The 26,067-nt window shown below is 58.3% G+C and carries 23 protein-coding genes; 6 read left to right on the forward strand and 17 right to left on the reverse strand.

Annotated elements, in window-relative coordinates:
• Positions 1 to 57 precede the first annotated feature (57 nt).
• The gene (locus J3351_RS08635; protein ID WP_207697543.1) at positions 58 to 1,398 is read right to left on the reverse strand and encodes an ABC transporter substrate-binding protein; all 1,341 of its coding nucleotides are present in this window, start codon (positions 1,396 to 1,398) and stop codon (positions 58 to 60) included.
• A 60-nt stretch (positions 1,399 to 1,458) separates the two neighbouring features.
• Complete coding sequence (locus J3351_RS08640) at positions 1,459 to 2,475, reverse strand: LacI family DNA-binding transcriptional regulator (RefSeq protein WP_207697544.1); 1,017 nt, start codon at positions 2,473 to 2,475, stop codon at positions 1,459 to 1,461.
• Between the two features lie 323 nt (positions 2,476 to 2,798).
• Here J3351_RS08640 and J3351_RS08645 point away from each other — a divergent pair, with 323 nt between their 5' ends.
• On the forward strand, positions 2,799 to 2,954 hold the full coding sequence (locus J3351_RS08645) for a hypothetical protein (protein WP_156065836.1): 156 nt from the start codon (positions 2,799 to 2,801) through the stop codon (positions 2,952 to 2,954).
• Here J3351_RS08645 and rpsR read toward each other — a convergent pair.
• Genes rpsR through rpsF form a run of 3 tightly spaced genes read right to left on the reverse strand, consistent with a single transcriptional unit; the run spans position 2,944 to position 4,042 of the window.
• Positions 2,944 to 3,201, reverse strand: a complete 258-nt coding sequence (rpsR, locus tag J3351_RS08650; RefSeq protein ID WP_050762800.1) for a 30S ribosomal protein S18 — start codon at positions 3,199 to 3,201, stop codon at positions 2,944 to 2,946. The genes J3351_RS08645 and rpsR overlap by 11 nt on opposite strands.
• A gap of 46 nt (positions 3,202 to 3,247) precedes the next feature.
• A complete protein-coding gene (locus tag J3351_RS08655) occupies positions 3,248 to 3,727 on the reverse strand; it encodes a single-stranded DNA-binding protein (RefSeq protein ID WP_005933513.1) in 480 nt (159 codons plus the stop codon).
• Between the two features lie 30 nt (positions 3,728 to 3,757).
• A complete protein-coding gene (gene rpsF, locus J3351_RS08660) occupies positions 3,758 to 4,042 on the reverse strand; it encodes a 30S ribosomal protein S6 (protein ID WP_005933510.1) in 285 nt (94 codons plus the stop codon).
• A gap of 326 nt (positions 4,043 to 4,368) precedes the next feature.
• Here rpsF and J3351_RS08665 point away from each other — a divergent pair, with 326 nt between their 5' ends.
• Together J3351_RS08665 and J3351_RS08670 are read left to right on the forward strand one after the other, a co-directional pair.
• Entirely contained in the window at positions 4,369 to 5,565 is a 1,197-nt protein-coding gene (locus J3351_RS08665) for a cation:proton antiporter (protein WP_207697545.1), read from the forward strand.
• A 261-nt stretch (positions 5,566 to 5,826) separates the two neighbouring features.
• Positions 5,827 to 6,585 carry an RICIN domain-containing protein gene (locus J3351_RS08670; RefSeq protein ID WP_207697546.1) on the forward strand — a complete coding sequence of 253 codons (759 nt, stop codon included), beginning with the start codon at positions 5,827 to 5,829 and terminating at the stop codon, positions 6,583 to 6,585.
• 114 nt (positions 6,586 to 6,699) lie between these two features.
• Here the strand turns inward: J3351_RS08670 and J3351_RS08675 are convergent, their stop codons facing one another.
• The 5 genes from J3351_RS08675 to J3351_RS08695 all read right to left on the reverse strand — a co-directional run bounded on the left by J3351_RS08675 (position 6,700) and on the right by J3351_RS08695 (position 14,165).
• Positions 6,700 to 8,331: a CTP synthase gene (locus J3351_RS08675; protein WP_097771883.1), complete on the reverse strand. Its 1,632-nt coding sequence runs from the start codon at positions 8,329 to 8,331 to the stop codon at positions 6,700 to 6,702.
• A gap of 98 nt (positions 8,332 to 8,429) precedes the next feature.
• Complete coding sequence (locus J3351_RS08680; protein ID WP_097771242.1) at positions 8,430 to 8,999, reverse strand: ANTAR domain-containing response regulator; 570 nt, start codon at positions 8,997 to 8,999, stop codon at positions 8,430 to 8,432.
• Between the two features lie 75 nt (positions 9,000 to 9,074).
• A complete protein-coding gene (locus tag J3351_RS08685; protein WP_117534118.1) occupies positions 9,075 to 10,394 on the reverse strand; it encodes a glutamine synthetase family protein in 1,320 nt (439 codons plus the stop codon).
• 203 nt (positions 10,395 to 10,597) lie between these two features.
• The gene (locus tag J3351_RS08690; RefSeq protein ID WP_207697547.1) at positions 10,598 to 12,685 is read right to left on the reverse strand and encodes a glutamine synthetase III; all 2,088 of its coding nucleotides are present in this window, start codon (positions 12,683 to 12,685) and stop codon (positions 10,598 to 10,600) included.
• A 250-nt stretch (positions 12,686 to 12,935) separates the two neighbouring features.
• Positions 12,936 to 14,165 carry a class I SAM-dependent rRNA methyltransferase gene (locus J3351_RS08695; RefSeq protein WP_207697548.1) on the reverse strand — a complete coding sequence of 410 codons (1,230 nt, stop codon included), beginning with the start codon at positions 14,163 to 14,165 and terminating at the stop codon, positions 12,936 to 12,938.
• A 261-nt stretch (positions 14,166 to 14,426) separates the two neighbouring features.
• Here J3351_RS08695 and J3351_RS08700 point away from each other — a divergent pair, with 261 nt between their 5' ends.
• Positions 14,427 to 14,930 (forward strand): CYTH domain-containing protein, encoded by a 504-nt coding sequence (locus J3351_RS08700; RefSeq protein ID WP_207697549.1) that lies wholly within the window; start codon positions 14,427 to 14,429, stop codon positions 14,928 to 14,930.
• A gap of 89 nt (positions 14,931 to 15,019) precedes the next feature.
• Here the strand turns inward: J3351_RS08700 and J3351_RS08705 are convergent, their stop codons facing one another.
• The 4 genes from J3351_RS08705 to J3351_RS08720 form a co-directional block, all read right to left on the reverse strand.
• Positions 15,020 to 16,510 (reverse strand): DUF1846 domain-containing protein, encoded by a 1,491-nt coding sequence (locus J3351_RS08705; protein ID WP_098922210.1) that lies wholly within the window; start codon positions 16,508 to 16,510, stop codon positions 15,020 to 15,022.
• Positions 16,511 to 16,712: 202 nt separating this feature from the next.
• Positions 16,713 to 17,693, reverse strand: coding sequence for a hypothetical protein (locus J3351_RS08710; RefSeq protein ID WP_207697550.1), 981 nt, complete (start codon positions 17,691 to 17,693; stop codon positions 16,713 to 16,715).
• On the reverse strand, positions 17,694 to 18,167 hold the full coding sequence (locus J3351_RS08715; protein ID WP_207697551.1) for an RNA polymerase sigma factor: 474 nt from the start codon (positions 18,165 to 18,167) through the stop codon (positions 17,694 to 17,696).
• A 175-nt stretch (positions 18,168 to 18,342) separates the two neighbouring features.
• Positions 18,343 to 19,059, reverse strand: coding sequence for a YoaK family protein (locus J3351_RS08720; RefSeq protein ID WP_098922213.1), 717 nt, complete (start codon positions 19,057 to 19,059; stop codon positions 18,343 to 18,345).
• Between the two features lie 183 nt (positions 19,060 to 19,242).
• On the opposite strand from J3351_RS08720, the gene J3351_RS08725 reads away from it, so the two are divergent.
• Entirely contained in the window at positions 19,243 to 20,070 is an 828-nt protein-coding gene (locus tag J3351_RS08725; RefSeq protein ID WP_005934478.1) for an RNA methyltransferase, read from the forward strand.
• An 86-nt stretch (positions 20,071 to 20,156) separates the two neighbouring features.
• Here the strand turns inward: J3351_RS08725 and J3351_RS08730 are convergent, their stop codons facing one another.
• Both J3351_RS08730 and J3351_RS08735 read right to left on the reverse strand, forming a co-directional pair.
• Positions 20,157 to 21,383: a 6-phosphofructokinase gene (locus tag J3351_RS08730; protein ID WP_097771220.1), complete on the reverse strand. Its 1,227-nt coding sequence runs from the start codon at positions 21,381 to 21,383 to the stop codon at positions 20,157 to 20,159.
• A gap of 94 nt (positions 21,384 to 21,477) precedes the next feature.
• The gene (locus J3351_RS08735) at positions 21,478 to 22,701 is read right to left on the reverse strand and encodes a 6-phosphofructokinase (protein ID WP_005934476.1); all 1,224 of its coding nucleotides are present in this window, start codon (positions 22,699 to 22,701) and stop codon (positions 21,478 to 21,480) included.
• Between the two features lie 374 nt (positions 22,702 to 23,075).
• On the opposite strand from J3351_RS08735, the gene J3351_RS08740 reads away from it, so the two are divergent.
• The gene (locus J3351_RS08740; RefSeq protein WP_227622070.1) at positions 23,076 to 24,104 is read left to right on the forward strand and encodes a GDSL-type esterase/lipase family protein; all 1,029 of its coding nucleotides are present in this window, start codon (positions 23,076 to 23,078) and stop codon (positions 24,102 to 24,104) included.
• Between the two features lie 79 nt (positions 24,105 to 24,183).
• On the opposite strand, the gene typA is transcribed toward J3351_RS08740, so the two are convergent.
• Positions 24,184 to 26,007, reverse strand: coding sequence for a translational GTPase TypA (gene typA / locus J3351_RS08745; protein WP_207697553.1), 1,824 nt, complete (start codon positions 26,005 to 26,007; stop codon positions 24,184 to 24,186).
• Positions 26,008 to 26,067 lie beyond the last annotated feature (60 nt).

Raw genomic sequence — 26,067 nt, forward strand, 5'->3', positions numbered from 1 at the left:
GCCCGCCTCCCATTACGGTTTACACAAATAAAAGGGGAAAGAGAAAACCGAGAATGCTTAGCCGTTTGCCAGCCTGTACTCCTTAGCCCAGCCATCGACGAAGGCAGTGACAACGCCGTTCCAGTCGCCGGTGCCTGCTGCGTAAGCGGTCAGAGCGGAACCAACGCCGTTCTTCCACTCCTCGGAAGGCATGGTGGAGAAGCACCAGTCAACACTGGTCTTGCCAGCTGCAACGTAGTCGTTTGCAATGGCGATCAGGGGGTTGGTGGAATCCTTTGCAGCCTTGAAGGGGATGACAAAGCCCATCTTGTCAGCCATCGCGCTGGTGCCGGCCTCAGAGGTGACGCACCAGTACAGGAAGTCCAGAGTAGCCTGAATGTCGGCATCAGAAGAAGCGTTGTTCACGCACCAGAAGTTCTCGGAACCGGTGCACAGACCCTGATTCTCCTCGCCATCCACGCCGATGTAGATGGGCAGCATACCCAGGTTGTCGTCGCCCAGATCCTTCACGTCATTGTAAGCCCAGGTGCCGTTCTGATAGAAGACAGCCTTCTTGCCCACGAACTCGGCCACAGCGTCGTTGCCGGTCTTGGAAGCCAGCAGGGTAGGATCGCAGGTGGAATCGGTGATGTACAGATCCCAAATCTGCTTGTAGTTGTCCAGATAGGTGCCCTTGATGGCGTCGGTGGAGCCGATGCCGTCTGCCTTGTACTCGTAGTAGATGGGCAGGTTTGCCAGATGGGTCTTGAAGCGCCAGTCAGAAGAACCGTCCATGCCAGCGGAGGTGAAAGCACCGTCCACACCCAGCTCGGCCTTGCGTGCCTGGATATCATCGGCAACCTTCTTCAGATCGTCAAAGCCCTTGATATCGTCCTGGGTGTAACCAGCGGCGCTCAACAGCTCCTTGTTGTAGATGATGCCGTAGGTCTCAATGACGTATGCAATGCTGGTGACAGCGTCGCCGTCCTTCAGGGCGAAGGAGTCGCTGGTCAGCTCGCCGTACAGCTTGCTGCCGGACAGGTCGTAGCAGTAATCCTTCCAGTTGGCCAGACCCACAGGGCCGTTGACCTGGAACAGGGTGGGAGCCTCGCTCTTTTCCATCTCGCTCATCAGAGTGGTCTCATACTGGCCGGAAGCGGCGGTGACAACGGTCACAGGCACGCCGGTCTCCTTGGTGTACTCAGCGGCCAGATCCTGCCAATCCTGATCCTGCTCCGGCTTGAAGTTCAGGTAGTAGACCTTGCCGTCAGCCTTTGCAGCGGTCGAAGAACCGGCAGCAGAGCTGGCAGTGGAGGAAGTGGTGGAGCTGGAAGAACCGCCACAGGCAGCCAGACCCAGAGCAGCGGCGGATGCACCGGCCACTTTCAGGAAATTACGACGAGAGATCATCTTTTTCATAGTAGTACTCCTTCTTCTTTTGGTTAATATCTGCCACCGTCCACAGCATGAGGACGGAAGTTAGACTGAATCGTTCCGGCGGCAGGGGCAAACGCTTTCGCCCTGCTGCAATTCCGGCTGGAGCGTGACTGTCTGGGCCGGGGCTCCGTGTTCGATCTGCCGCACCAGCAGCTCGATGCTCTGCAGTGCGATCTGTTCACTGGGCTGGACAATGGTGGTCATCACCGGCACGCAGTAGCGGGACATCGTGATGCCATCAAAACCGATCACTGAGACATCCTCCGGCACCCGTATACCTGCACTTACCAGCGCCCGGATCGCACCAAAGGCGATCACATCGCTCATGGCAAACAGGGCAGTGAACTCGGCCCGGCGGGCCAGCAGACTGTTCATGGCGTGGTAGGCGGACTCGAAATCGTAGTTGCACAGGCCATAGAGTTTATCGTCAAGGACAAGCCCTGCGTCCTCCATGGCATCCTGCGCACCCAAACGGCGCATCCGGCTGGGAAAGCTGGTGGCCGGGCCGCCCAGCACCGCGATCTTGCGGTGCCCCTGTGCGATGAGATGGGAGACTGCCGCTTTTGCTGCGGCCCGGTCATCCACACCCACCATCGAGAGGTTGGGGAAGTCCAATTCATTGGAGACCAGTGTGGCCAGCACGGAGGGAACGGAGATGTTTGCAAAGCCGTTCTGGAAGTTCGTAACACTGCCGCCCAGAAAGATCATACCCTTGGGCTTGATCTCCCGCAGGATCTTCTCGGCAGCATCGATCTCGTTGGCGTTCTCGTCCAGGTAGGAGACGATGCCGTTGTACCCATACAGGGTAGCGGCCCGCTGCAGCTGAACGAGGAAGTCAGAGAAGAAGATGTTCCGGGTCCCCTTGACCACGAACACCAGACTGCGGGATTGCTGGATCTTCAGCTGCCGCGCGTTGGTGTTGGGGGTGAAGCCTGCCTCCCGCATGACCTTGAGCACATGCTCCTTGGTCTCGGGCCGGACATCCGGCCGATCATTGATGACGCGCGAAATGGTGCTGACAGAACAGCCGCTGATGCGGGCAATGTCCTTGATCGTCATATCGCGTGCCCTCGCTTTCGGTTGGATTATCGGGAACGGTGTCGGGAACGTTTCCAGTGGCTATAGTATGGCACAATTTGCGCAAAAAATCAATCGTGTGGAAGTAATTTCGTAAAAGGTGTACAAAGAATCAACTTGCATTTGTGCAGATTGATTTGCCAGCACATCAAAACACCGGTTGATTTCGGAAATTCCCGGTAATAAATCATAAAATACCGGAAAAACCGTACCGGTTTGTAACTTTTTGACCGGATGATGCAATTTTATGGACGAGGGTGATCTGCCCGGAAACTGCGGGAACGGTTCCATAAGATGTTCCCAGAATGCGGCAAAAAGAAACAGGCAGACTACTGAGTGCCGGGAGCACTGCACAAACGAAAGACACAACAAAAAAGCGCTTTCACCTTGTCATCGGTGAAAGCGCTTTGCTGATTGCTGATTATTTTGAATGGGTTGATAAAGTTCTGATTAGTCGCTGACGTAGGGCATCAGAGCAACGTGACGAGCACGCTTGATGGCGGTGGTCAGTGCGCGCTGATGATAAGCGCAGGTGCCGGTCACACGGCGGGGAATGATCTTAGCACGCTCAGAGACGTACTTACGCAGACGGGGCACGTCCTTGTAATCGATGGTGTCGATGCGATCGACACAGAAGCTGCAAACCTTCTTGCGGCCGCGACGCATGGGGCGTGCGGGGCGAGAGCCTTCGGTTCTTTCAAAAGCCATTGCTTATTACCTCCTATAAGAATTGAACGGGCAGACCGTTACGGAATCAGAACGGCAGGTCATCACTGTCATCGATGACAGCAAAATCATCTGCACTGCCAGCGGAATAGCTGGGAGCTGCCTCCACAGCAGCCGGACGGGCAGGGGCTGCGTTCTGGTAGGCGGGAGCAGAATTCTGATAATTTGCTCCACCGCCCTGATTGCTGCTCTTGGGGCCTGCAAAGCTGATGTTGTTGGCTACGACTTCCACAGCCGTGCGATTGTTGCCGTTCTTATCCTGATACTGGCGGGTCTGAAGAGAGCCTTCGATGGCGATCAGACTGCCTTTCTGGAAATACTTAGAAACAAACTCGGCCTGAGAACGCCAGGCAACGATATCAATGAAGTCAGCCTGACGCTGCTCACCCTGACGCACAAAATTGCGGTCGCAGGCAATGCGGAAGCTGCACACATTGGTGCCCTGGGGCGTGGTGCGGAGTTCAGGATCCGCCACAAGACGGCCCATGATAGCAACAACATTCAACATTTTACGGTCTCCCTTTCTGTCACGAAAAGATTACTCCTCGTGGGCAACGATCAGGCTGCGCATAACACCTTCAGTGATCTTGTACACACGGTCCAGCTCAGCGGGGAAGCTGGGCTCGCTGGTGAAGTTGATCACAGTGTAAACGCCTTCCTCCTCGTCGTTGATGGGGTAGGCCAGACGGCGCTTGCCCCACTCGTCGATGGAATCGATCGTACCGTTGTTCTCGATCAGGGTCTTGAACTTACCAACCAGAGCGGCGGTAGCCTCCTCGTCGAGAGCGGCGCTGGTAATCAGCATGGTTTCGTACTTTGCCATTTTGTAGCACCTCCTTTTGGACTTAAGGGCCTCAAGGTTATGAGGCCAAGGGTACACACGACATGCGGCATCGCCTGCCGTGTGCGGCGTGTCTGTTCAGACAGCAATTTATTATAGCAAGCCCCTGCTGTTTTGTCAAGCCCTGCGGGCCAAAAATCCGCACAAAAATTTGTACTGAAGCTTTGGTGAACTTTGTCTGTTTTTTTAACGAGAAAGATTGAAAAGTATTTTGATTTTGGTTCTGAGCGGCGATATAATAAAAAAATAGGGGGTCGGGCGCGGCCGACAGCCCTATTCAATGAAATAAAACGGAGGAAGGTAAATTTATGTATTCTGTTTTTCGGAACCTTGCTATCATCATCCTCAGTGCCAAGTTCTTCGGGCTGGTGGCCCGCAAGTTCAAAGCGCCGCAGGTGGTGGGCGAGATCATCGCGGGCCTGATCATCGGGCCCTGTCTGCTGAACCTTGTGCATATCAGCGATACCATCTCGATCTTCGCAGAGATCGGCGTGGTGCTGCTGATGTTCTCCACGGGCCTTGGCACCAACCTGAAGGAGCTGATCAAGGCAGGCCCCATCGCCACCCTGATCGCCTGTGTGGGCGTGGCGGTGCCGCTGGCAGGGGGCACGCTCCTTTATAGTCTATTTTACGGCTTCTCAGCGCTGGGCAGCCAGGAGTTTTACCGTGCCCTCTTCATCGGTACCATTATGACCGCCACCAGCGTGTCCATCACCGTGGCTACCTTGCAGGAGCTGGGCCACCTGAAGAGCTTCCTTGGCACCACCATCGTCAGTGCCGCCGTTATCGATGATGTCATCGGCATCGTGGTGCTGACCTGTGTGCTGGGAGCAAGCTCCGGCACCGGTACAGGGCTGGGTAAGGTGCTGATGAACACCGTGCTGTTCTTCGCTACCGCCATCGGCGTGGGCCTCATTGCCCATTTCGCCATGAAGTGGCTGGACAAGCGCAACCCCCACACCCAGCGCATCACCATCGTCAGTATGGCGTTCTGCTTTGTCATGGCTTACATTGCCGAGGCCTACTTCGGCATTGCAGACATCACAGGTGCCTACATCGCGGGCATTGTCCTGTGCACTCTGGAGGATGCCCCCTATGTGGAGCGCCGGGTGGATATCAGCAACTATGTGCTGTTTGCTCCCATCTTCTTCGCCAGCATCGGCCTGAAAACCGATATCAGCGGCCTGACCCCGGAGATCCTGCTGTTCAGCGTGTGCTTCGTGGTGGTGGCCCTGATCACCAAGATCATCGGCTGCGGGCTGGCGGCCAAGATTTGCAGGTTCAGCTGGGGTGATTCCCTCAAGGTGGGTGTTGGCATGATGACCCGCGGCGAGGTGGCCCTGATCGTGGCCCAGAAGGGTCTGGACATCGGCGTGGTGGATTCCGTCTACTTCACCGCCGTCATCCTGCTCATCGTCGTGTCCAGTGTGGCCACTCCGCTGGTCCTGAAAGCGCTGTTCACCAAAATGCCTGTGCAGCCGCATCCCAGTCAGGCAAAGCAGTAAGGGAGCTCTGCCAGAACCTTTTTGATATTTTCCAAAACGACAGCAGCACCTCACCAGAAATGGCGGGGTGCTGCTGCTTTATGGGGAGAAACGGGGCGAAAAGTTTTCGCAAACGGTGCAAAACGGGCTGAAAAGCGGGGCCCTTTTGTGAATAGTGCTAAAGAAATGGCGAAATCCTTGTAAAAAATAACAGCAGGTGGTATAATTTACCTGTAAAACGAAAATGATTGGCTCAAAAGAAACAAACTTGGAGGGATTTACATGAAAACTGTAGCGCAGACCGTGATCGAGGCAGATCGCTTCTATACCATCGCTGCCAAGGGCGGCAGTGTCATTCAGGCCGTGGAGAAGGCCACCAACGGCGGCGATATCCGCCTGGGCAAGTACGAGCACAAGCCCGAGCAGGAGTGGGCCTTTGTGCGCGAGGGTGACGGCGTGTACCGCATCCGCAACCGCGCATCCGGCAAGCTGATCGACCTGATGATGACCGGCACCGCCAATGGCACCTGGCTGCACCTGTGGGAGGATGTGGGCGGCACCTCTCAGATGTGGACCGTGGAGCCCACCCCCGCCGGCACCGTCCGTCTGCGCTCTTCCTGGGCCAGCGGCAAGTGCATCGATACCGTGGGCATGGGTGCCAACGATGGTGCCATCCTGCAGATCTGGCAGGAGGCCGCAGGCGATGACCAGCTGTGGACCATTTCCGAGGTGAAGGATCGTGCAAAGCGTGCCCCTGCCAAGAAGGCAGAGGAGCCCGTTGCAGAGGCTGCACCTGTGGTCGAGAGCGCTCCTGCAGAGGAGGCAAAGCCGGAGGTCAAGGAAGAGCCCGTTGTGGAGGAAAAGCCCGTGGAGGAGCCTGCAAAGGCTGAGGAGAAGCCCGCTGAGCCTGTTAAGGCCGAAGAGGTGAAGGCGGAGCCTGTCAAGGCCGCTGCTCCCGCTGCCAAGGCTCTCACAAAGAAGCCCGCCGCCAAAAAGACCAGCCGCGCCGCCCGCAAAAAGGCCGCTGCCGCTAAAAAGTAAGTAATACAAGCAAAAGCAGCTGCATTCCGTAAAAACACGGAGTGCAGCTGCTTTTTTGTTGCGATCTTACAGGCCTCTCCTACGAGGAGAACTGGAACGAAACGCCTGAGAAGGTCAGACGTGCATCATGCCGCGCTGTGCATGGATGCGGAATTTGAGTGCGGCGGCGATAAAGCCCTTGAACAGGGGATGAGCGCGGTTGGGACGGCTCTTGAACTCGGGGTGGAACTGTGCACCCAGATGGAAGTCACGGCCGGGCAGCTCCACGGTCTCCACCAGACGGCCGTCAGGGCTGGTGCCGGAAATGACCAGCCCGGCATCCTCCATTTCCTGACGGAACTCGTTGTTGAACTCGTAGCGGTGGCGGTGACGCTCCCAGATCTCAGCCTCGCCGTAGCACTCGGCCATCTTGGTGCCGGGCTTGACGGTGCAGGGGTACTTGCCCAGACGCATGGTGCCGCCCTTGGGGATGTTGCCCTGCTGGTCGGCCATCAGGGCAATGACATTGTGGGCACCATCGGGGGTGAACTCGCTGGAATTGGCATCGGCATAGCCCAGCACGCCGCGTGCGAACTCCATCACCATGATCTGCATTCCCAGGCAGATGCCAAAGTAGGGGATCTGGTTCTCACGGGCATACTGTGCAGCCTGGATCATGCCCTCGATGCCGCGGTCACCAAAGCCGCCGGGCACGATGATGCCGTCCACGTCAGCAAACACTTCTTTGCAGGCATCCTGATCAATCAGGTCTTCGCTCTCCACCCACTTGATGTCTACCTGACTGTCGTTCTCAAAACCGGCGTGGTACAGGCTCTCCATCACGGAAAGATAAGCGTCGTGCAGCTTGACGTACTTGCCCACCAGCGCAATGGTGCAGGTCTTGCTGCGGGTGGCAATGCGGGAGACCACACCCTTCCACTCGGTCAGGTCGGCGGGGGGCACGTCCAGCTTGAGCTTTTCCACCACCACATCATCCAGACCGTTGGTGTGGAGCATCAGCGGGCACTGGTACAGGCTGGGCATGGTCAGGTTCTCAATAACGCACTCAGGCTTGACATTGCAGAAGGTGCTGATCTTGCGGCGGATATCGCCGCCCACGCTGCCGTCGGCACGCAGGATGATGATATCGGGGTTCACGCCCATGCCCTGCAGCTCCTTGACGGAATGCTGGGCCGGCTTGGACTTGTACTCGTCGGAGCCGGAGATATAGGGCACCAGCACAACATGGATGTAGCAGCAGTTGTCGCGGCCCTGCTCCAGGCCCACCTGACGGATGGCCTCCAGGAAGGGCTGGCTCTCAATATCGCCGGTGGTGCCGCCGATCTCGGTAATGACCACATCGGCATCGGTAGAGGATGCCATGTTGTAGATGTAATTCTTGATCTCGTTGGTGATGTGGGGGATGATCTGGACGGTCTGACCCAGATAAGCGCCCTGGCGCTCCTTGTTCAGCACGTTCCAGTACACCTTGCCGGTGGTCAGGTTGGAGTACTTGTTCAGATTTTCGTCGATGAATCGCTCATAGTGACCCAGATCAAGGTCGGTCTCAGTGCCGTCATCGGTCACGAACACCTCACCGTGCTGCAGGGGGCTCATGGTACCCGGGTCCACGTTCACATAGGGGTCCAGCTTCTGGCTGGCGACCTTCAGTCCGCGGCACTTGAGCAGGCGGCCCAGAGAAGCCGCCGTGATGCCCTTGCCCAGACCGGAGACAACACCGCCGGTCACAAAGATGAATTTTGCCATTTGTTCAGTCCTCCTCTAATTTATCTTTCAGAGATCATTCTTTCCCAGTACGGATGCGACCGCATCCGGAACAAAACATACAACACCAGATTATAATCCTAATCCTCGTAAGAATCAAGGATTTCCTGTGCAATTTCTGCACGGCTGCGCCGGGTGTCCATGGCGCGCTTTTCAATGTAGCGGTGGGCGGCATCCTCGCTCATCTGCTCCCGCTCCACCAGACAGCATTTTGCATGGCTGACCAGCCGTACCTGTGCGATCTTTTCCTGCATCCGGGCGTTTTCCTGCCGGAGCAGCTGCAGGCGGTGGTTGCTGGCCGCGGCCAGATGGATGGCCTGCAGGAACAGCGTGTTGGAGAACGGCTTGCTCAGCAGCAGCACCCCCTGCTCACTCATGGGGGCCAGCAGCTGCTCGGCGGCGGCGGCCTTGGCCAGCAGCACCACGCCTGCGTCTGTTTTTTCTACGGCAGAGGAACACAGCTCGTGGCCGAACTCGTCCGGCAAAGGCGCGTTGACCACGATCAGCTCAAAATCGGATTCCAGCATCCTGCGCCGGGCCTCGGCACCACTGGGGATGATCGTAGGCCGGGTGTATCCCAGCTCTGCCAGCCGCGCGGAGATGTACTCGTTGGAGCTTGCTCCGGCGCTCACGATCAGAGCACGTCCCATTTGAATCGCTCCTTTCTCTTACATCCAGGCAAGGGGCCGGATCATTGCCCCTTCGTACTTTCCCTCAAAAGCGGTTCAGATGGCGTTGAAGTAGTGCACCCGCTCGTACTCTGCCGGGTCGGCGGCAGCTTTCAGGGCGGCACAGCGCTTCAGTTCTTCCTCATAGTACCGATGCGAAAGCTCTTCCGGCAGCACGCGGTGCAGAAATTCGCTCTCCTGCGCGGCCTGCACGGCCTCCTCCAGCGTGGAAGGCAGTCTTTCCAGCCCAAGACCTGCGGCCTCGGTGGGATCGAACAGGTTCTTGTTGATGGGGGCCTGTAGCACCATCCGGTGCTCGATGCCATCCAGACCGGCGGCCAGCACCAGACCCACGGCCAGATAGGGATTGCAGGCAGGGTCAGGGCTGCGCAGTTCCATGCGGCAGTTGTTGCCCTTGACCTGCGGGATGCGCACAAGCTGGCTGCGGTTCTGGCGGCTCCAGCTCACATAGCGGGGGGCCTCGTCACAGCCAAAGCGCTGGTAGCTGTTGGGCAGGGGATTGGTGAACACGGTCAGCTCCCGGCTGTGGGCCAGAACACCCGCCATAAAGCTGCCTGCAATGCTGTCCGGGGCAATGTCGCCCTCAAACAGATTGCGGCCGTCCATGCAGAGCGAAAGGTTGATGTGCAGGCCGCTGCCTGCCTGATCCGGCAGGGGCTTGGGCAGGAAGCTGGCGTGGATGCCGTTGCGCATGGCAACAGCCCGCACGATCTGCTTGAACATCATCACATGGTCGGCTGTTTTCAGGGGGCCGGCGTAGTGGCAGTCGATCTCGTTCTGACCGTGGCCGCTCTCGTGATGGCTGTGCTGGGGGCTCATGCCCATCTGCTCCATGGTCAGGCAGATGTCCCGGCGCAGGTTCTCACCTGCATCCAGCGGGGCTACATCAAAGTAGCCGCCAAAGTCGATGGGGATGCGGGTGGGGCGGCCCCGGTCGTCATTCTCAAACAGGTAGAACTCGCACTCAGCCCCCACGTTGCAGGTCAGCCCCAGTTTGCGGAAGCTGCGGCTCATCTGGCGCAGGAAGCCACGGCAGTTGCCGCCAAAGGCAGCGCCGTCCGGCTTTTCCACGTCACAGAAGAACTGCATCACCCGGCCTTCGGTGGGCCGCCAGGGCAGGATGGTCACGGTGGAAAGATCGGGCCGGAGCACAAGATCGCTCTCCTCCACCTTCATAAAACCGGCAATGGAGCTGCCGTCAAAGCAGACACCATCCTCCATGGCCTTGGGCAGGTCGCTGGCAAGCACGGCGATGTTTTTCTGGGTGCCAAAGATATCGCAGAAGGCAAAGCGGACGAATTTGACGTTGTTGTCCTCCACAAAATCAAGGATGTCCTGTTGGGTATTATAGCTCATAGTGGTTCCCTCCGAGCCGCAGAGTGCGGCAAATGGGCACATCAGTGCAAAACTGGAAAAATCAGCTTGCGTCCTTAAAAAACGCCTAAAGGCCTGCTTCGTATGCGCAAAGCAGGTCTTTAGGCTGGTGTAAGAAATAGGAAAAGGGGAATGGCTTAAAAATCCAACAACCCAGCGATGCTTATCAAGCTATGTCAGAAAGATCAGACGTAGTAGAGCATCTTGCTGTAGCTGGGCAGAGGCCAGTAGTCCTCACCGCAGATGGTCTCGGCATCGTCAGCAGCGGCGCGCAGAGCATCCATCCTGGGCAGAACGTCATCGTGGAAGGAGACAGCCTTGGCACTCTCATCGGTCATGGCCTCAGCGGTATCCACGGCAGCCTGCAGGGCATCGATGGCATCGCTCATGGCATCGGCATCGGTGGACAGGCGGGTGAGGGTCTTGGTCTCGCTGCGCACGCTGATGGCCTCGCTGACGGCCAGCTTGGATGCAGCGGTGTTGGCAACCTCGCTCATGTAGGCGTTGATGGCGGGCAGCAGCTGCTTGCGTGCCATCTCCAGCATGGTCAGAGCCTCGATGTTGATGATCTTGGAGTAGTGCTCCATCTCGACCTCGTAACGGCTCTCCATCTCGATCTTGGTCAGAACACCGAAATCCTCCATCAGCTGGATGTTCTTCGGGTCGATCAGTGCGGGCAGAGCAGCGGGCGTGTTCTTCTTGTTGGGCAGGCCGCGGCGTGCTGCTTCCTCTTCCCACTCGGCAGTGTAGCCGTTGCCGTTGAAAATGACACGGCGGTGGTCACGGATGGTGCGCTTGATCAGAGCAATGGCAGCGCTGGTAAAGTCCTCAGCGCCCTCCAGCTCGTCGGCGTAGCCCTTCAGCTCCTTGGCAACAGCAGTGTTCAGGATGGTGTTGGCATCGCTCAGGTTCTCAGCAGAACCGGGCATACGGAACTCGAACTTGTTGCCGGTGAAAGCGAAGGGAGAGGTGCGGTTGCGGTCGGTGGTGTCCTTGCTGAACTTGGGCAGGACATCCACGCCCAGATCCATCTTCATCTTGACGGGGCCGGCATAAGGAGAATCAGATGCAATGGCATCGATGACAGCTTCCAGCTCCTCGCCCACAAAGATCGAGATGATGGCCGGGGGAGCCTCGTTGGCACCCAGACGGTGATCATTGCCCGGGGTGGCAACGGAGGTGCGCAGCAGATCGGCGTACTCGTCCACTGCCTTGATGACAGCGGCCAGGAATACCAGGAACTGCAGGTTCTCCATGGGCGTGTCGCCCGGGTCCAGCAGGTTCTCGTGGGTGGTGGACATGGACCAGTTGTTGTGCTTGCCGCTGCCGTTCACACCCTCAAAGGGCTTCTCGTGCTGCAGGCAGACCAGACCGTACTTGGGAGCGATCTTCTTCATCATCTCCATGGTCAGCAGGTTGTGGTCAATGGCAACATTGGTGGTGTCGAAGATGGGGGCCAGCTCATGCTGGCAGGGAGCCACTTCGTTGTGCTTGGTCTTGGCAGGAACGCCCAGCTTCCACAGCTCCTCGTCCAGCTCCTTCATAAATGCGGAGACCTCGGGACGGATGACACCGAAGTAATGCTCCTCCAGCTCCTGACCCTTGGCAGAGGGAGCGCCGAACAGGGTGCGGCCGGTGAGGATCAGATCCTGACGTGCCTCGTAATCCTCCTTCTTGACAAGGAAGTACTCCTGCTCGGGGCCGACGGTGGTGGAGACGTAATCAACATCCTTGCCAAACAGCTTCAGGATGCGGATGGCCTGACCGGACAGTGCGTTCATGGAGCGCAGCAGGGGGGTCTTTTTGTCCAGTGCCTCGCCGGTGTAGCTGACGAAAGCGGTGGGGATGCACAGCACGTCATCCTTCACGAAAGCGTAGCTGGTGGGGTCCCATGCGGTGTAGCCGCGGGCCTCGCAGGTGGCACGCAGGCCGCCGGAGGGGAAGGAGGAAGCATCGGGCTCGCCGCGCACCAGCTCCTTGCCGGAGAACTCCATGATGGCGGTGCCGTCGCCCACGGGGCTCACAAAGCCGTCGTGCTTCTCACTGGTGATGCCGGTCAACGGCTGGAACCAGTGGGTGTAGTGGGTGGCACCCAGCTCCATGGCCCAGCGCTTCATCACGCTGGCCACAACGTTTGCCACCTCGATATCCAGGGGTGCGCCCTTGTGCAGGGTGCGCTCCAGGCTCTTGTAAGTAGCGCTCGGCAGGCGCTCCTTCATTACATGCTCGTTAAAGACCTTGCTGCCGTAGATTTCCATAACATTTGCTGCCATAAATCCTACTCCTTACTTGATCTTATGTCTGTCCCTTCCGAAACTGTCTCCCGCCGCCGAACTGCGGCCCGGAAACAGCGAAAAGCTTTTTAACAAAAACGGCGCTGCGAGTCAGGAGGTGACCCACAGCGCCGTTGCTGTCTATGGTTTGATTATATCCCGGAACGGCTCAAAAGGCAATTGACAAAACTGACGATTCTGCACAAACACGTTCTCGTTTTTTTGGGAGATATCGTATTTGGTATTACTTTTAGATCACCTGGAACAGGAAGAACTTCAGGTAATTGGTCTCGGGCACGCCCCACAGGATGGGGTGATCCGGTGCCTGCTGGCGCACCTCGATCTGCCGCAGCTGCCGGTGGGCATCCTTTGCGGCGGCGTGCAGCATTTTGATGAACAGCTCCTCGGTGGCAAAGTGGGAGCAGCTGGCTGTGGCCAGATAGCCGCCCCGGGGCAGCAGCTTCATGGCGCGGTAGTTGATCTCCTTATAGCCGCGCATGGCGTTCTCCACCGTGCGGCGGGCCTTGGTGAAGGCCGGCGGGTCAAGGATGATAAAGTCGTAGGGGTGGCCCTCCTTTTCCAGCCGGGGCAGCAGCTCAAAGGTGTCCTCGCAGAGAAAATCCATGTTGGTCAGGTTGTTGCGCTGGGCGTTCCGCTGGGCCATGGCAATGGCCTCGGCGCTGATGTCAGCGGCAGTGACCCGGGCAGCCCCGCCCTTGGCGGCGTTCAGCGCAAAGCTGCCGGTGTGGGTAAAGCAGTCCAGCACAGTGTGACCGGCAGCAATGCGGGCCACGGCCCGGCGGTTGTATTTCTGGTCGAGGAAAAAGCCGGTCTTCTGGCCGTTCTCAAAATCAACGTGGTAGAACACGCCGTTCTCGCAGATCTCAGTCTGGGTGCTGTCGGGGTGCGTCTCGCCGGGCAGGTCAAACCAGCCCTTGTTCTGTGCCAGACCCTCCTTGGCCCGTAGGGCCTCGTCGTTGCGCTCGTAGATGCCGTCAATGGTCTGGCCGTCAGCGCGCAGGACTTCTGCCAGCAGGGGGAAGAGGATGGGCTTGAGCTTTTCCATGCCCACGCTCAGGGTCTGGGTGACAAGGATATTATTGAACCGGTCCACAGTCAGGCCCGGGAACTGGTCAGCCTCGCCAAAGATGACACGGCAGGCGGTCAGGTCGGCGGGCTCCAGCACGGTCTTGCGGTAGGCCCAGGCGTATTCGACACGGCGCTTCCAGAAAGCGGCATCAAAGGTGTCGTTGGCGTTGCGGGAGATGAGCCGCACCCGGATCTTGCTTTTCAGCGAGAGAAAACCGGTGCCAAGATAGGCACCCTTTGTGCTGACCACATCGACCAGCGTGCCGTTTTCAGGCTCTGCTTCCGGGGAACCCAGGATGTCGTTTTCGTACACCCAGGGGTGGCCGCCCACCAGCAGGCCCTCGGCGTGTTTGTTGACGGTGTAAACGGGGTAATTGCGAGAAGATTTCATAGTTGCTCCTGTTATAACTGGCTCGCCCTCTCAGTCTCGCTCCGCTCGCCAGCTCTCCCAAAGGGAGAGCCTTTGGCGATTTTCGATTCAGTCTCATCAAGCTTGAATACAGAGCGGCTCTTGGCTCCCCCTTTGGGGGAGCTGGCAATGCCGTCAGGCATTGACTGAGAGGGTGAGGATGCTAAAATTTCTTACTGATATTTATTCTAACATAAAAACGTGCTAGAATAAATACAAAAACACAGAAACGAGGAAAACGTCATGGAGATCGAACGCAAATGGATGGTGAACGGCTGGCCGGAGGGCGGAAACCTCCCGGCTCTGCCGCTCAAGGAAGAGTTTGCCATGCGGCAGGGATATATCAGCGTGCGGCCCACCGTGCGCATCCGGGAGGAGGCACTCAAAGGCGGCGAGACGGCCTATATCCTCTGCTTCAAGTCCGGAAGCGGGCTTGCACGGGAAGAGATCGAGCGCCCCATCGACAAGAAACTGTTTGATGAACTGGAAACAAAGATCATCGGTAAGCCCCTGATCGGGAAGATCCGCAGAAGCTACGCCCTGCCCGATGGCCTTGTGCTGGAGGTGAACCATGTGGATGAGGGCCAGCCCACTGCGTTCTGGTACGCTGAGGTGGAATACCCCACCGTGGATGCCGCCCGCAGCTGGAAGCCGGAAGCCTTTGGTCTTGCAGACTATCTGAACGATGATGTCACCGACCAGCCCGGCCAGAGCATGGGAGCCTACTGGGAACAGACCCGGAAATAAAAATGACCCTCTCCGTCGCGCAGATGCGGCCGCCTAGCCCTTGGGGAAAGACGGCAGTGCAAGGCAATGACAGAGAGGGTCATTATTTTTTACTTCTTGTGATACATCCGGTCTGCTTCCTCATAGGTGGGCTCGCAGGTCAGATACATGCCCAGCTTCTTCACGGTATCCATATCCACGCTGGATAGGATGACGGTGGAGTGCATATCGCAGCCCTTCAGGTGGGAGAGCTGCTTGAGGGCGGCTGCAGCAGTGGGATTCTGCGCGGCCGAGCTGGACAGGGCGATCAGGATCTCGTCGGTGTGCAGGCGGGGGTTCTTGCTGCCCAGATAGTTGGTCTTGAGGGTCTGGATGGGCTCGATGGCGGCGGCAGAAACGAGGTCAAGCTCCTGGTCGATGCCGGCCAGCTTTTTCAGCGCATTGAGCAGAGCGGAGGAAGCGGCACCCAGCAGGGGGCCGGTCTTGCCGGTGACAACGGTGCCGTCCGGCAGCTCGATGGCAGCGGCGGGGGCACCGCCGGTCTTTTCAGAGACTGCATGGGCGGCCTGCTCCACCGGGCGGCTGCCCAGGGTCAGTCCGGCCTGATTCATCAGCAGCTCCAGCTTGTAGACTTCGCTCTGGATCTGTGCGCCGTTCTTGAGGTCGCACAGGGCCTTGAAGTAGCGGCGGACGATCTCGTTGCGGGAAGCTTCGCAGCAGGCCGCGTCATCCACAATGCAGTTGCCTGCCATATTCACGCCCATGTCGGTGGGGGAGTGGTAGGGGCTCTTGCCTGCAATCAGCTCAAACATGGCATTGACCACGGGAAAGATCTCAATGTCGCGGTTGTAGTTGACCGCGGTCTTGCCATAGGCCTCCAGATGGAACGGGTCGATCATGTTCACATCGTTCAGGTCGGCGGTGGCAGCCTCGTAAGCCAGGTTGACCGGGTGCTTCAGGGGGATGTTCCAGATGGGGAAGGTCTCAAACTTGGCATAACCGGCCTTTACGCCCCGCTTGTATTCGTGGTACAGCTGGGACAGGCAGGTGGCCATCTTGCCGCTGCCGGGGCCGGGAGCCGTGATGACCACCAGCGGGCGCTGGGTCTCAATGTACTCGTTGCGGCCATAGCCCTCGTCACTCACGATGCGGGCAACGTCGTTGGGGTAGCCGGGGATCTTATAGTGCCGGAAGGTGCGGATGCCCAGGCTGTTCAGCCGCTTCTCAAAGGCTTCCACCTCGGGGGCAGCGGTGTACATGGTCACGCATACGCTGCCCACAAACAGGCCGCGCTCCTGGAATGCATCGATGAGACGCAGAACGTCCAGATCATAGGTAATGCCATAGTCACCGCGCACCTTGCTGCTGACGATGTCCTCAGCGTTGATGACGATAACGACCTCGGCCTGATCCTTCAGCTGCAGCAGCATCTGCAGCTTGGAATCGGGCTGGAAGCCGGGCAGCACGCGGGAGGCGTGGTAGTCATCGAACAGCTTGCCGCCGAATTCCAGATACAGCTTGTTGTCGAACTGCGCGATCCGCTCCCGGATGTGCTCCGACTGCATCTGCAGGTATTTGTCGTTGTCAAATCCTTTTTTCATTCGTTGCTCCTCTTCCTGATTTCGGTTCCCATATCCTGCCCGGGCAGCGGGTTCCACAGCGGAAGTGTGCCCGGGTAATTACACAATACAAAAACAGTATATCATATCAGAGGAGCGGGTGCAATAAAAATCAACAAAAGTCCCGCTCCTTCCAGCAGAAAGCTTTTGCCGGAAAGAGCGGGGCAGGGAGGAACAGTGCGGATTACAGGGTCAGCTGGATGCCGCTGAGGGTCACGGTATCCGGATCGGGCTCCTCATCCTTTGCTTTGGCGCGGGTCTGCTTGGGCAGAGCGTCCTCGTGGACTACTTTGCCGCATTCCAGCTCAGGGATGGCAAAGAAGGCCGCTTCCAGAGCATCAGGCAGCTCTACTTCACCGGTAACATGCAGGAATTTGATCTGAGCCAGCAGATCTGCGCTCTCTGCGGGGATGACAGCATCACCCAGCACATAGAGACGGGTGCCATACCGACGCAGGGAAGAGGCGGTCAGTTCCAGGTCGTCCTCCACCACGGCGGTGCCGTCCGGCACGATGATCAGCTCGGTGGAATCCGGGAAGAGCGGGGCCAGAACGGGCGCAAGGCTTGCGCACAGGATGGCCTTTGGAGCGGAAAAGCTGCAGCCCTTTGCGGCCAGTGCGGCAGTGTCGAGTCTGGGGTCAACCGCCAGGAAGCGATGTTCATTCCAGTACAGGCGGCTTTGTGCCCGCAGCAGGAAGGTGTTGTCCAGCTTGATGGAGCTTCCCGGCAGGAGCACTGCATCATCGGGGTAGACCGCCAGCTTTCCGTTCAGGATGCAGCGGGCGGATACCACTGCCGAGAGGCACTGCGGGCAGTAGATCATACCGTTGACCAGAATGCAGGCGTACTTCTGTAAAACCTCCGCAGCATCCGGGTTGATCATCAGCTTGCCGTTGACCACCAGTACCTGCCCGGCGGCGGTCTGGCTGGCAGAGCTCAGCGTGACCTTGCCATTGACCACACCCACCGAGACCTCCTCCGGGACATTTTTGCAGAGCATCGAATCCAGAGAAATGTTGTGCTGGCTCAGGAGCGCCTGCACCCGGGGCGAGGTCAGCGCGATCATGCAGTCCAGCTTGATCTGCTCATAGCGGTCAAGAAAATCCTCCTGTACATTGCGCAGGTCCAGGATCATAGCGTCCACATTCAGGTTCTTTTTCATCATTTAATCCTCCGTAAGTTCAGTTTTGAGGCGATGGCGTATCTGGGCAAGGCGGCTGCGGACCGTGCCGGGCGGGAGACAGAGCAGCTGACCGATCTCACTGGCATTGTAGCCCGCTGTATAGCGCAGGGTGAACAGCCGCCGTTCTTCCGGGGTGAGCAGAGCCAGCAGACTGGCGGCTTCCACCGTGTCCAGTGCGGAATCCGGTTCAGCACTGTCCTCTTCCGGGAAAAAGGTGCTGAGCAGCTGCTCCTCCTTTGCCGTCCGGCGGAGCTGGTCACAGTAGAGGTTCCGTGCGGTGGTAAACAGCCAGGCCTTGCACTGCCGTTCCGTAAAGCTGTTGATAAGGCTCCGGTTCTGCAGTGCCCGCAGAAAGACTTCCTGGGTCAGATCCTCCGCCCGGGCTTCGTCCCGGCAGAGATTGCAACAGAAGTGTTCCAGCCTGTCCCAGAAGGTCTCGTACAGCAGCTCCCACATGGGGCTTCCTCCTTTCATTGCGTCGTTCTGCCTGTAAGACGAAGGAGACCGGGGAAGTGTTGGATAGATCCGGAAAAAAATAAACCCTCAGTCTCGCTGGCGCTCGCCAGCTCCCCTACCAGGGGAGCCTTTGGCATGGCGGTAAACAGCGTGAAACTGAGGGAAACTCCTTGATTTAATGTTTTGCTTCCAGTGCTTCGAGATCTTCTTTGATCTCTTCCACATCTTCTTTCAGGAACATCAGGCAGAAGCTGACGGCCAGCAGCAGGCAGGAGAACCAGATGGCCTTTGCGCCGCAGAGATCCAGCGTCAGGCTGCCCAGGCCCGCGCCCAGCGCAAACAGGAGGATGATGCCCCAGTAATAGAAGGATTTTTTCAGGGCGGCAGGATTGCGGTTGAGCACCCAGCTGCAGAGGGAGTCCATGCCGCTGCGCATGTTGCCGATGCACATGGTGCTGGCAAAGGCATAACCGTTCACCTTGCGGAAGGTCTGCACCTGCATCGCACAGGCAAACGAGACCAGTGCATTGGCCATAAGATTCCACTCCTGCGGGAAAAAGCCCACCACGAACAGCATCACGATCTCACATAGCACCACCAGCTGCCGCCAATGGAGCCGCTGCAGATTCTGCAGCTTCTGGTGCATCAGCTCTGCCGCGAACACGCCCAGCGCAAAGAAGCACAGGGGCACAAGATAATGCAGCACACGCCCCCACTCCCCGGCAAAGGCATGGACAGCCATCAGCACGATGTTGCCGGTCTGGGCGTTGGCAAACACCTTGCCCCGGAACAGATAGGTGTATACGTCCTGCAGGCCGCCGGACAGTGAAAGGAACATTGCCGTGCAGAACGCTTCCGACATCTGGCCGCGGCGCTTTTTCTTGGAATTCATGCAAATTCCCCCTCTGATTTGTTACCCCTATACTATAACGCGGGTTGACGGATTTGTCAAAAACAAAAGGTGATTTTTAGCGGTTTTGACTATGTAAAGCGAATATGCCTGCCATGTTTTTTGCAATTGCATCCGGGTTGTGCTACAATAAGACCATTCATACAGAAAAAGGAGAATCCCCCCATGCCCAATATCATCGAGATCACGGATTTTCACGCGCCGGAGCTGGACCCCTACGCCCGCTTGACGCAGAACCAGCTGCGCAGTCGGCTGGAACCCGAAAAAGGCATCTTCATTGCCGAGAGCCCCAAGGTGATCTCCCGGGCACTGGATGCAGGCTTTGTGCCGGTCTCCCTGCTGATGGAGCGCAGGCAGATCACCGGCCCTGCGGCGGAGATCCTGACCCGCTGCGGGGATGCACCCATTTATACTGCTGACCGGGAGCTGTTGGCTGCACTGACAGGCTACGAGCTGACCCGGGGTGTGCTCTGCGCCTTTCAACGTCCGAAGCCCCGCACCGTGGAGGAGCTTTGCCGGAATGCCCGGCGGGTGGCCGTGCTGGAGGGCATTGTGGATTCCACCAACGTGGGTGCCATCTTCCGCAGCGCGGCAGCGCTGAACATGGACGCTGTTCTCGTCAATCCCTCCTGCTGTGACCCGCTCTGCCGCCGGGCCGTGCGCGTGAGTATGGGCACGGTGTTTCAGGTACCCTGGGCGCAGATCGGCGAAACGCCCGCCGATTGGCCCGAAAAGGGGCTTGCTCAGCTGAATGCCCTGGGCTTCAAGACGGCTGCCATGGCCTTGAGTGACCGTTCGGTCAGCATCGATGACGAAGCCCTTGCCCGGGAGCCGAAGCTTGCCATTGTGCTGGGCACGGAGGGAGACGGCCTTTCCCATACCACCATCGCATCCTGCGATTATACGGTCAAGATCCCCATGTCCCACGGGGTCGATTCCCTGAATGTTGCCGCCGCCAGTGCCGTGGCGTTCTGGCAGCTGGGCAAACAGTAATTCATAAGCCACACAGCAAAAAACTCCCGCCCGGAGCGCATCCGGGCGGGAGTTTTGCTATGCCTTAGAAGGATTCAAAGGAGAAATTACTTTTTCATGTAGATATGGTGGGGCAGACCTGCAATGTACAGCGGAGTCAGCTCAGCCTGGATCAGCGGGCGGGCATACTCGAGGAATTCCTCGGTCATCTGGGTGTGATTCTCGTTCATCCAGCTCAGGGGAACCTTCTTCTCGAGGTTTGCAACTTCACTGATGGGGTGCAGCTCGGTGATGTACTGATAGGGGCTGTTGGAGATGCGCTTCAGGGCGACCATCTGACCGGTGACACCCTCAAAGGCAGCCTTGGCAGCAGCGCCGCCCACCTGGTAAGCCTCGGTGATATCGGTGCGGCTGGTCAGGTGACCGGCGCAGCGCTGCAGGGTAGACAGCTCGATGCAGCGGGTCTTGGTGTCCAGATTACGTGCGACCACATTCGCCAGATAGCGGGCGGTGCCGGTCAGTGCCTTGTGGCCGAAAGCGTCCACTGCGTGCACATCGTCGGCCAGCTCACAGACGTAACGGCCGTCCTCGAGCTTGACACCCTCGGAAACAGCGATCACGATGCTGGGCTTCTTCTCCTGCATGGCGCGGACCTTCTCAATGAAGTGCTCCACGTTGAAGGGGACTTCGGGCAGGCAGATCATATCCACGCCCTCGCAGTCATCGCTCTTGGCCAGAGAGGCAGCAGCGGTCAGCCAGCCGGCGTTGCGGCCCATGATCTCGACCACGGTGACATAATTGGTGCCGTAAACGGTGGCATCGCGGATGATCTCCTTCATCACCACACCGATGTACTTTGCCGCAGAGCCGTAGCCGGGGGTATGGTCGGTCACCATCAGGTCGTTGTCGATGGTCTTGGGAACGCCCATGAAGCGGATGTCGCTCTGGATGCGGTTGCCGTATTCAGCCAGCTTGCCGATGGTATCCATGGAGTCGTTGCCGCCAATGTAGAAGAAGTAGCCAATGTTCAGCTTTTCCAGGATGGCGAACAGCTTCTTGTAAACGGTCTCGTCATCGTGCCAATCGGGCAGCTTATAGCGGCAGCTGCCCAGGAAGCTGGACGGGGTGCGCTTGAGCAGCTCGATATCCAGGTCATCGGTCAGCACGGTGGAAAGATCCACCACGCGCTCCTCCAGCAGACCGGCAACGCCGTTGCACATGCCGTAAACGATCTCAGCGCCGCGGCTCTTGCAGCTCTCGAATACACCTGCCAGACTTGCATTGATGACGGAGGTAGGGCCGCCAGACTGACCAACGATTGCATTTTTACCCATGATGATTTCTCCTTTTCTTCTGTTTCGGCTTTTATATTATCGTGCAGGAGCACGAAAACAGACTACGAGGGGGGAGGAAACGCGCAAATGAAACTTACAGGCAGATATGGCGCGGGGTGCCGTTGACGTAGACCGGTGTCACTTCGTCCAGGATGAGCGGGCGGGCATACTCCTCAAATGCCGCCGTCACCTGCATTCCGTCCGGGGTGATCCAGTCCAGCGGCACCTTTTTCTCCAGGTTTGCCACCTGCTGGACATCCACGGACTCGGTGATGCACTGGTAGGGGTAATCGGAAATGCGCTTGAGCGAGATCATCCGCCCGGTCTCGCCCGCAAAGGCAGCGGAAGCGGCAGCGCCGCCCACGGCATAGGCCTCGTTCACATCGGTGCGGCTGGCCAGATGGCTGGCGCAACGCTGCAAGGTCGAGAACTCAATGGCACGGCTCTTGCAGTTCAGATTGTCGTGGATGAGATCGGAAAGGTACCGGCTGGTGCCGCTGAGGATGGCCTTGTGGCCAAAGGCATCCAGCTGCCCGGCGGTGGAGACCAGATCGCACAGATAGGTGCCGTCGGCTGTCTTAACGCCCTCGCTGGCTGCAATGATGACATTGGGTTTGACCCGCTGCAGCTCGTCCACCCGGGTCAGGAACCTGTCCGGGTCAAAGGGCACTTCGGGCAGCAGAATGAGGTCGGGGCCTTCGCAGTCATCGCCGCCGGCCAGACAGGCCGCACCGGCCAGCCAGCCTGCGTGGCGGCCCATGATCTCGGCCACCGTCACGCTGCGGATGTTGTAAACGGAGGAGTCACGGATGACCTCCTTCAGGATGGTGGCAATGTACTTGGCGGCAGAGCCGTAGCCAGGGGTGTGGTCGGTCAGGCAGAGGTCGTTGTCGATGGTCTTGGGCACACCGATGAACCGGACGCTGCTGCCCACCTGGGCACCGTAACGGGAGAGCTTTGCAATGGTGTCCATCGAGTCGTTGCCGCCGATGTAGAACAGAGCACAGATATCGTACTTGTCAAACAGGGTGAACAGCTTGATGAACGGGGTAGAGTCCACGTCCGGGTCCGGCAGCTTGTAGCGGCAGCTGCCCAGATAGCTGGACGGGGTGCGCTTGAGCAGTTCGATGCTCATGCGGTCATCCAGCAGAACATTCAGTTCCAGCATCTCTTCCTTTAAAAGGCCCTCGATGCCGTACTTCATTCCGTAGACCTTATCGGCTCCCAGACTGCAGGCAGCTTTGTATACGCCTGCCAGGCTGGAATTGATAACGGCGGTAGGGCCGCCGCTCTGGCCGATGATGACATTTTTTGACATACGTCCTCCTTATCCAAAAGAACAACATTTCACGTCCTGCAAAGCGCGGCAAGTCCTTCTGTGTCCTCCCAAAGCCCTGCACTGCCCGGGGAAGGAGATTGCGGATGCGCGCCGCAAGTCGTACAAAAAGAATGCAGGATGTGCATCTGATTCAATGAAAACTGTGCAATTCCTGCAACAATACTATTGTAAACCATTTCTCTGTTGTATGCAAGACCTGATTGGTTGCACGGGCAAAAAAATTATGATACAATATTTGGCGTATCCTACAAAAACACAGGGTCGGTCGGAGTGCAGAATGCAAACTCTGCATTTTTTCGGGGATACTGACCGTAATGATAGAGAAAAGAAAACAGGGAAAGGCGGGAAAGAGAATGGGGATCTCACACGAATATCATTCCACCCATGGCCGGAGACGGCGCAGCAAGGCAGGCACCGGCCTGCGGCTGGCGGGGGTCATTGCAGCAATCCTGCTGCTGTCGCTGGCCGTCACGGCCATTCTGGAAAATGGCGAAAAGCAGAGCGAGGCTGTCCAGCAAAGCCCGGCGGCGGGCACAGCGGCCAATATCCTGGCTCCGCTGCCCATGCAGGGAGATACGGGAGCCTCTGCGGCAGACAGCACCGGCGGTACGGCAGGGGAAGGCAGTGGAGCCGACGATGCGGCGGCTGTCACGCTGGAACAGTTCGGCCCCGCCCGGCAGGCAGCGGGGGCCTATCAGATCAAGGCGTATGACAGCAGCGTGATCCGTCAGCCCAGCTGTGGGCAGGTGGATCTGAGTTACTTTTCGGACGCGGCCCTGCTGGGCGACAGCCTGACCGTGGGCTTTTCCGATTACAGCATCAACCTAGGCGGGGCGCTCATCTGCGGCTATACCGGTGTGGGCCCCGATGCCATCGTGAACCGCAGCGCGGTCAAGAGCAGCGTGCGCGGTTCAGAGGTGGCAATGGATGTGCTGACAGCGGCTCAGCCGAAAAAGCTCTATATCCTGCTGGGCACCAACACGCTGACCACGCTGGGGGCGGCAGACCGCTTTCTGGCCTACTATGGCCAGATGCTGGATCAGCTCAGGCAGGCCCTGCCCGGCTGCGTCATCTATGTCCAGTCCATCCCGCCGGTGCGGCCCCAGGCCGCTGCGGAAAAGCCCGGTCTTGCCTCCGATGTCCTGCGCTCGGTGAACGAGCAGCTGGCAAAGCTGGCTGCAGACAAGGGCTGTGTCTACCTTGACCTGTGGGAGACCTTTGCCGATGAGAACGGGAATCTGAAGGAGATGCTGGCGGCTCCGGATGGAGTCCACTTCTCGGCCGGAAACGGCTATGGTGCCTGGGTCACCTACCTGCGCAACCACGCAAAGTATTCGGCTTCCAACTCCTGGACTATGGGCAGCGCATACAGCGCTGAATAAGGAGCGAAACACAAAAACGGCATCGCAGACCGATCGGTTTGCGATGCCGTTTTTTATGTTGATCGGGAAGGGAAGCAGCTTACTTCAGCTTGCTCTTTGCCTTCATGCGCTGGTCGTGGTTCAGGATCTGCTTGCGGATGCGCAGATTCTCAGGGGTGACCTCCAGCAGCTCATCCTGTGCCAGGAACTCCAGGCAGCCCTCCAGGCTCAGCTTGCTGACGGGGATCAGGCGCAGAGCGTCATCGGAACCGGAAGCGCGGGTATTGGTCAGGTGCTTGGTCTTGCAGACGTTGACATCCACATCCTCGCCGGAAGCGGTGTAGCCGATGACCATGCCCTCGTAGACCTTTTCGCCAGCGCCCACCAGCAGGGTGCCGCGCTGCTGCGCGTTGTACAGGCCGTAGGCAACGGCATCGCCGGTCTCAAAGCTGACCAGAGAACCGGTGGAACGATTGGCAATCATACCGGCCCAGACATCATAGCCATCAAAGATCTGGTTGAGGATGCCCTCGCCGTGGGTATCGGTCAGGAACTGGTTGCGGTAGCCGAACAGGCCGCGGCTGGGCATCCGGAACTCCAGGCGGACACGGTCAGTGCCCAGAGACTCCATCTGCTGCAGGACGGCTTTGCGCTGGCCCAGGCCGGTCATCACAGCACCCTGATACTGGGTGGGAACGTCGATGACAACGTGCTCCATGGGCTCGTAGGTCTTGCCGTCGATGACCTTGGTCAGAACGTGCGGGGGAGAGACCTGCAGCTCGTAGCCTTCACGGCGCATGGTCTCGATCAGGATGGACAGGTGCATCTCACCACGGCCCATGACGCGGAAGGAATCGGTGGTGGGAGAATCCTCCACCTTCAGAGCAACATCCTTCAGCAGCTCTTTCTGCAGGCGGTCACGGATCTGGCGGCTGGTGACGTACTTGCCCTCACGGCCGGCCAGGGGGCTGTCGTTGACGGAGAAGGTCATCTCCACGGTGGGATCGTTGATCTTCACGAAGGGCAGCGGCTCAACCTGAGAGGGAGCACACAGCGTGTTGCCGATGGTGACATCGGGCAGGCCGGAGAATGCAACGATATCGCCTGCGGTGATGTTGTCGCAGGGCTGGCGGCCATTGGCCTGGAAATCGTACAGCTTGGTCAGGCGGCCGCGCATCTTCAGGTCGGGGTTGTGCCAGTCGCACACGACCACTTCCTCGCCGACCTTGGCAACGCCGTTCTGGATGCGGCCAATGCCGATGCGGCCAACGAACTCGTTGTAGTCAACAGAGGAGACCAGCATCTGGAAGGGAGCCTCGGGATCGCCCTGAGGAGGCTGGATGGTGTCCAGCAGGGTATCGAACAGGGGGATCAGGTCGGTGCCGGGCACATCGGGGTCCAGGCTTGCGGTGCCCTGACGGCCGCAGCAGAACAGGATGGGACATTCCAGCTGCTCATCGGAAGCGCCCAGATCCATCAGCAGGTAAAGCACCTCATCGATGACTTCCTTGATGCGGGCATCGGGGCGGTCGATCTTGTTGATGGCAACCACCAGGCTCAGGTTCTGCTGCAGAGCCTTCTGCAGAACAAAACGGGTCTGGGGCATGCAGCCCTCAGCAGCGTCCACCAGCAGCAGCACGCCGTTGACCATCTTCAGCACGCGCTCAACCTCGCCGCCAAAGTCGGCGTGGCCCGGGGTATCAACGATGTTGATCTTGACACCCTTGTAGGTGCAGGAGCAGTTCTTGGCCAGAATGGTGATACCGCGCTCACGTTCGATATCGCCGCTGTCCATGACACGCTCTGCCACGACCTGATTGTCGCGGAAAGCGCCGCTCTGACGCAGCATGGCATCCACCAGCGTGGTCTTGCCGTGGTCGACGTGAGCGATAATGGCGACGTTGCGCAAATCGTTACGAACCATAAATAACTACCTCTCTATTTTGAATCTCTGTAGAAGTTACGTCATACGAATAAAGTTTAT

Source organism: Faecalibacterium sp. Marseille-Q0746 (assembly GCF_017377595.1).
Classification (GTDB): Bacteria; Bacillota; Clostridia; order Oscillospirales; family Ruminococcaceae; genus Faecalibacterium; species Faecalibacterium duncaniae.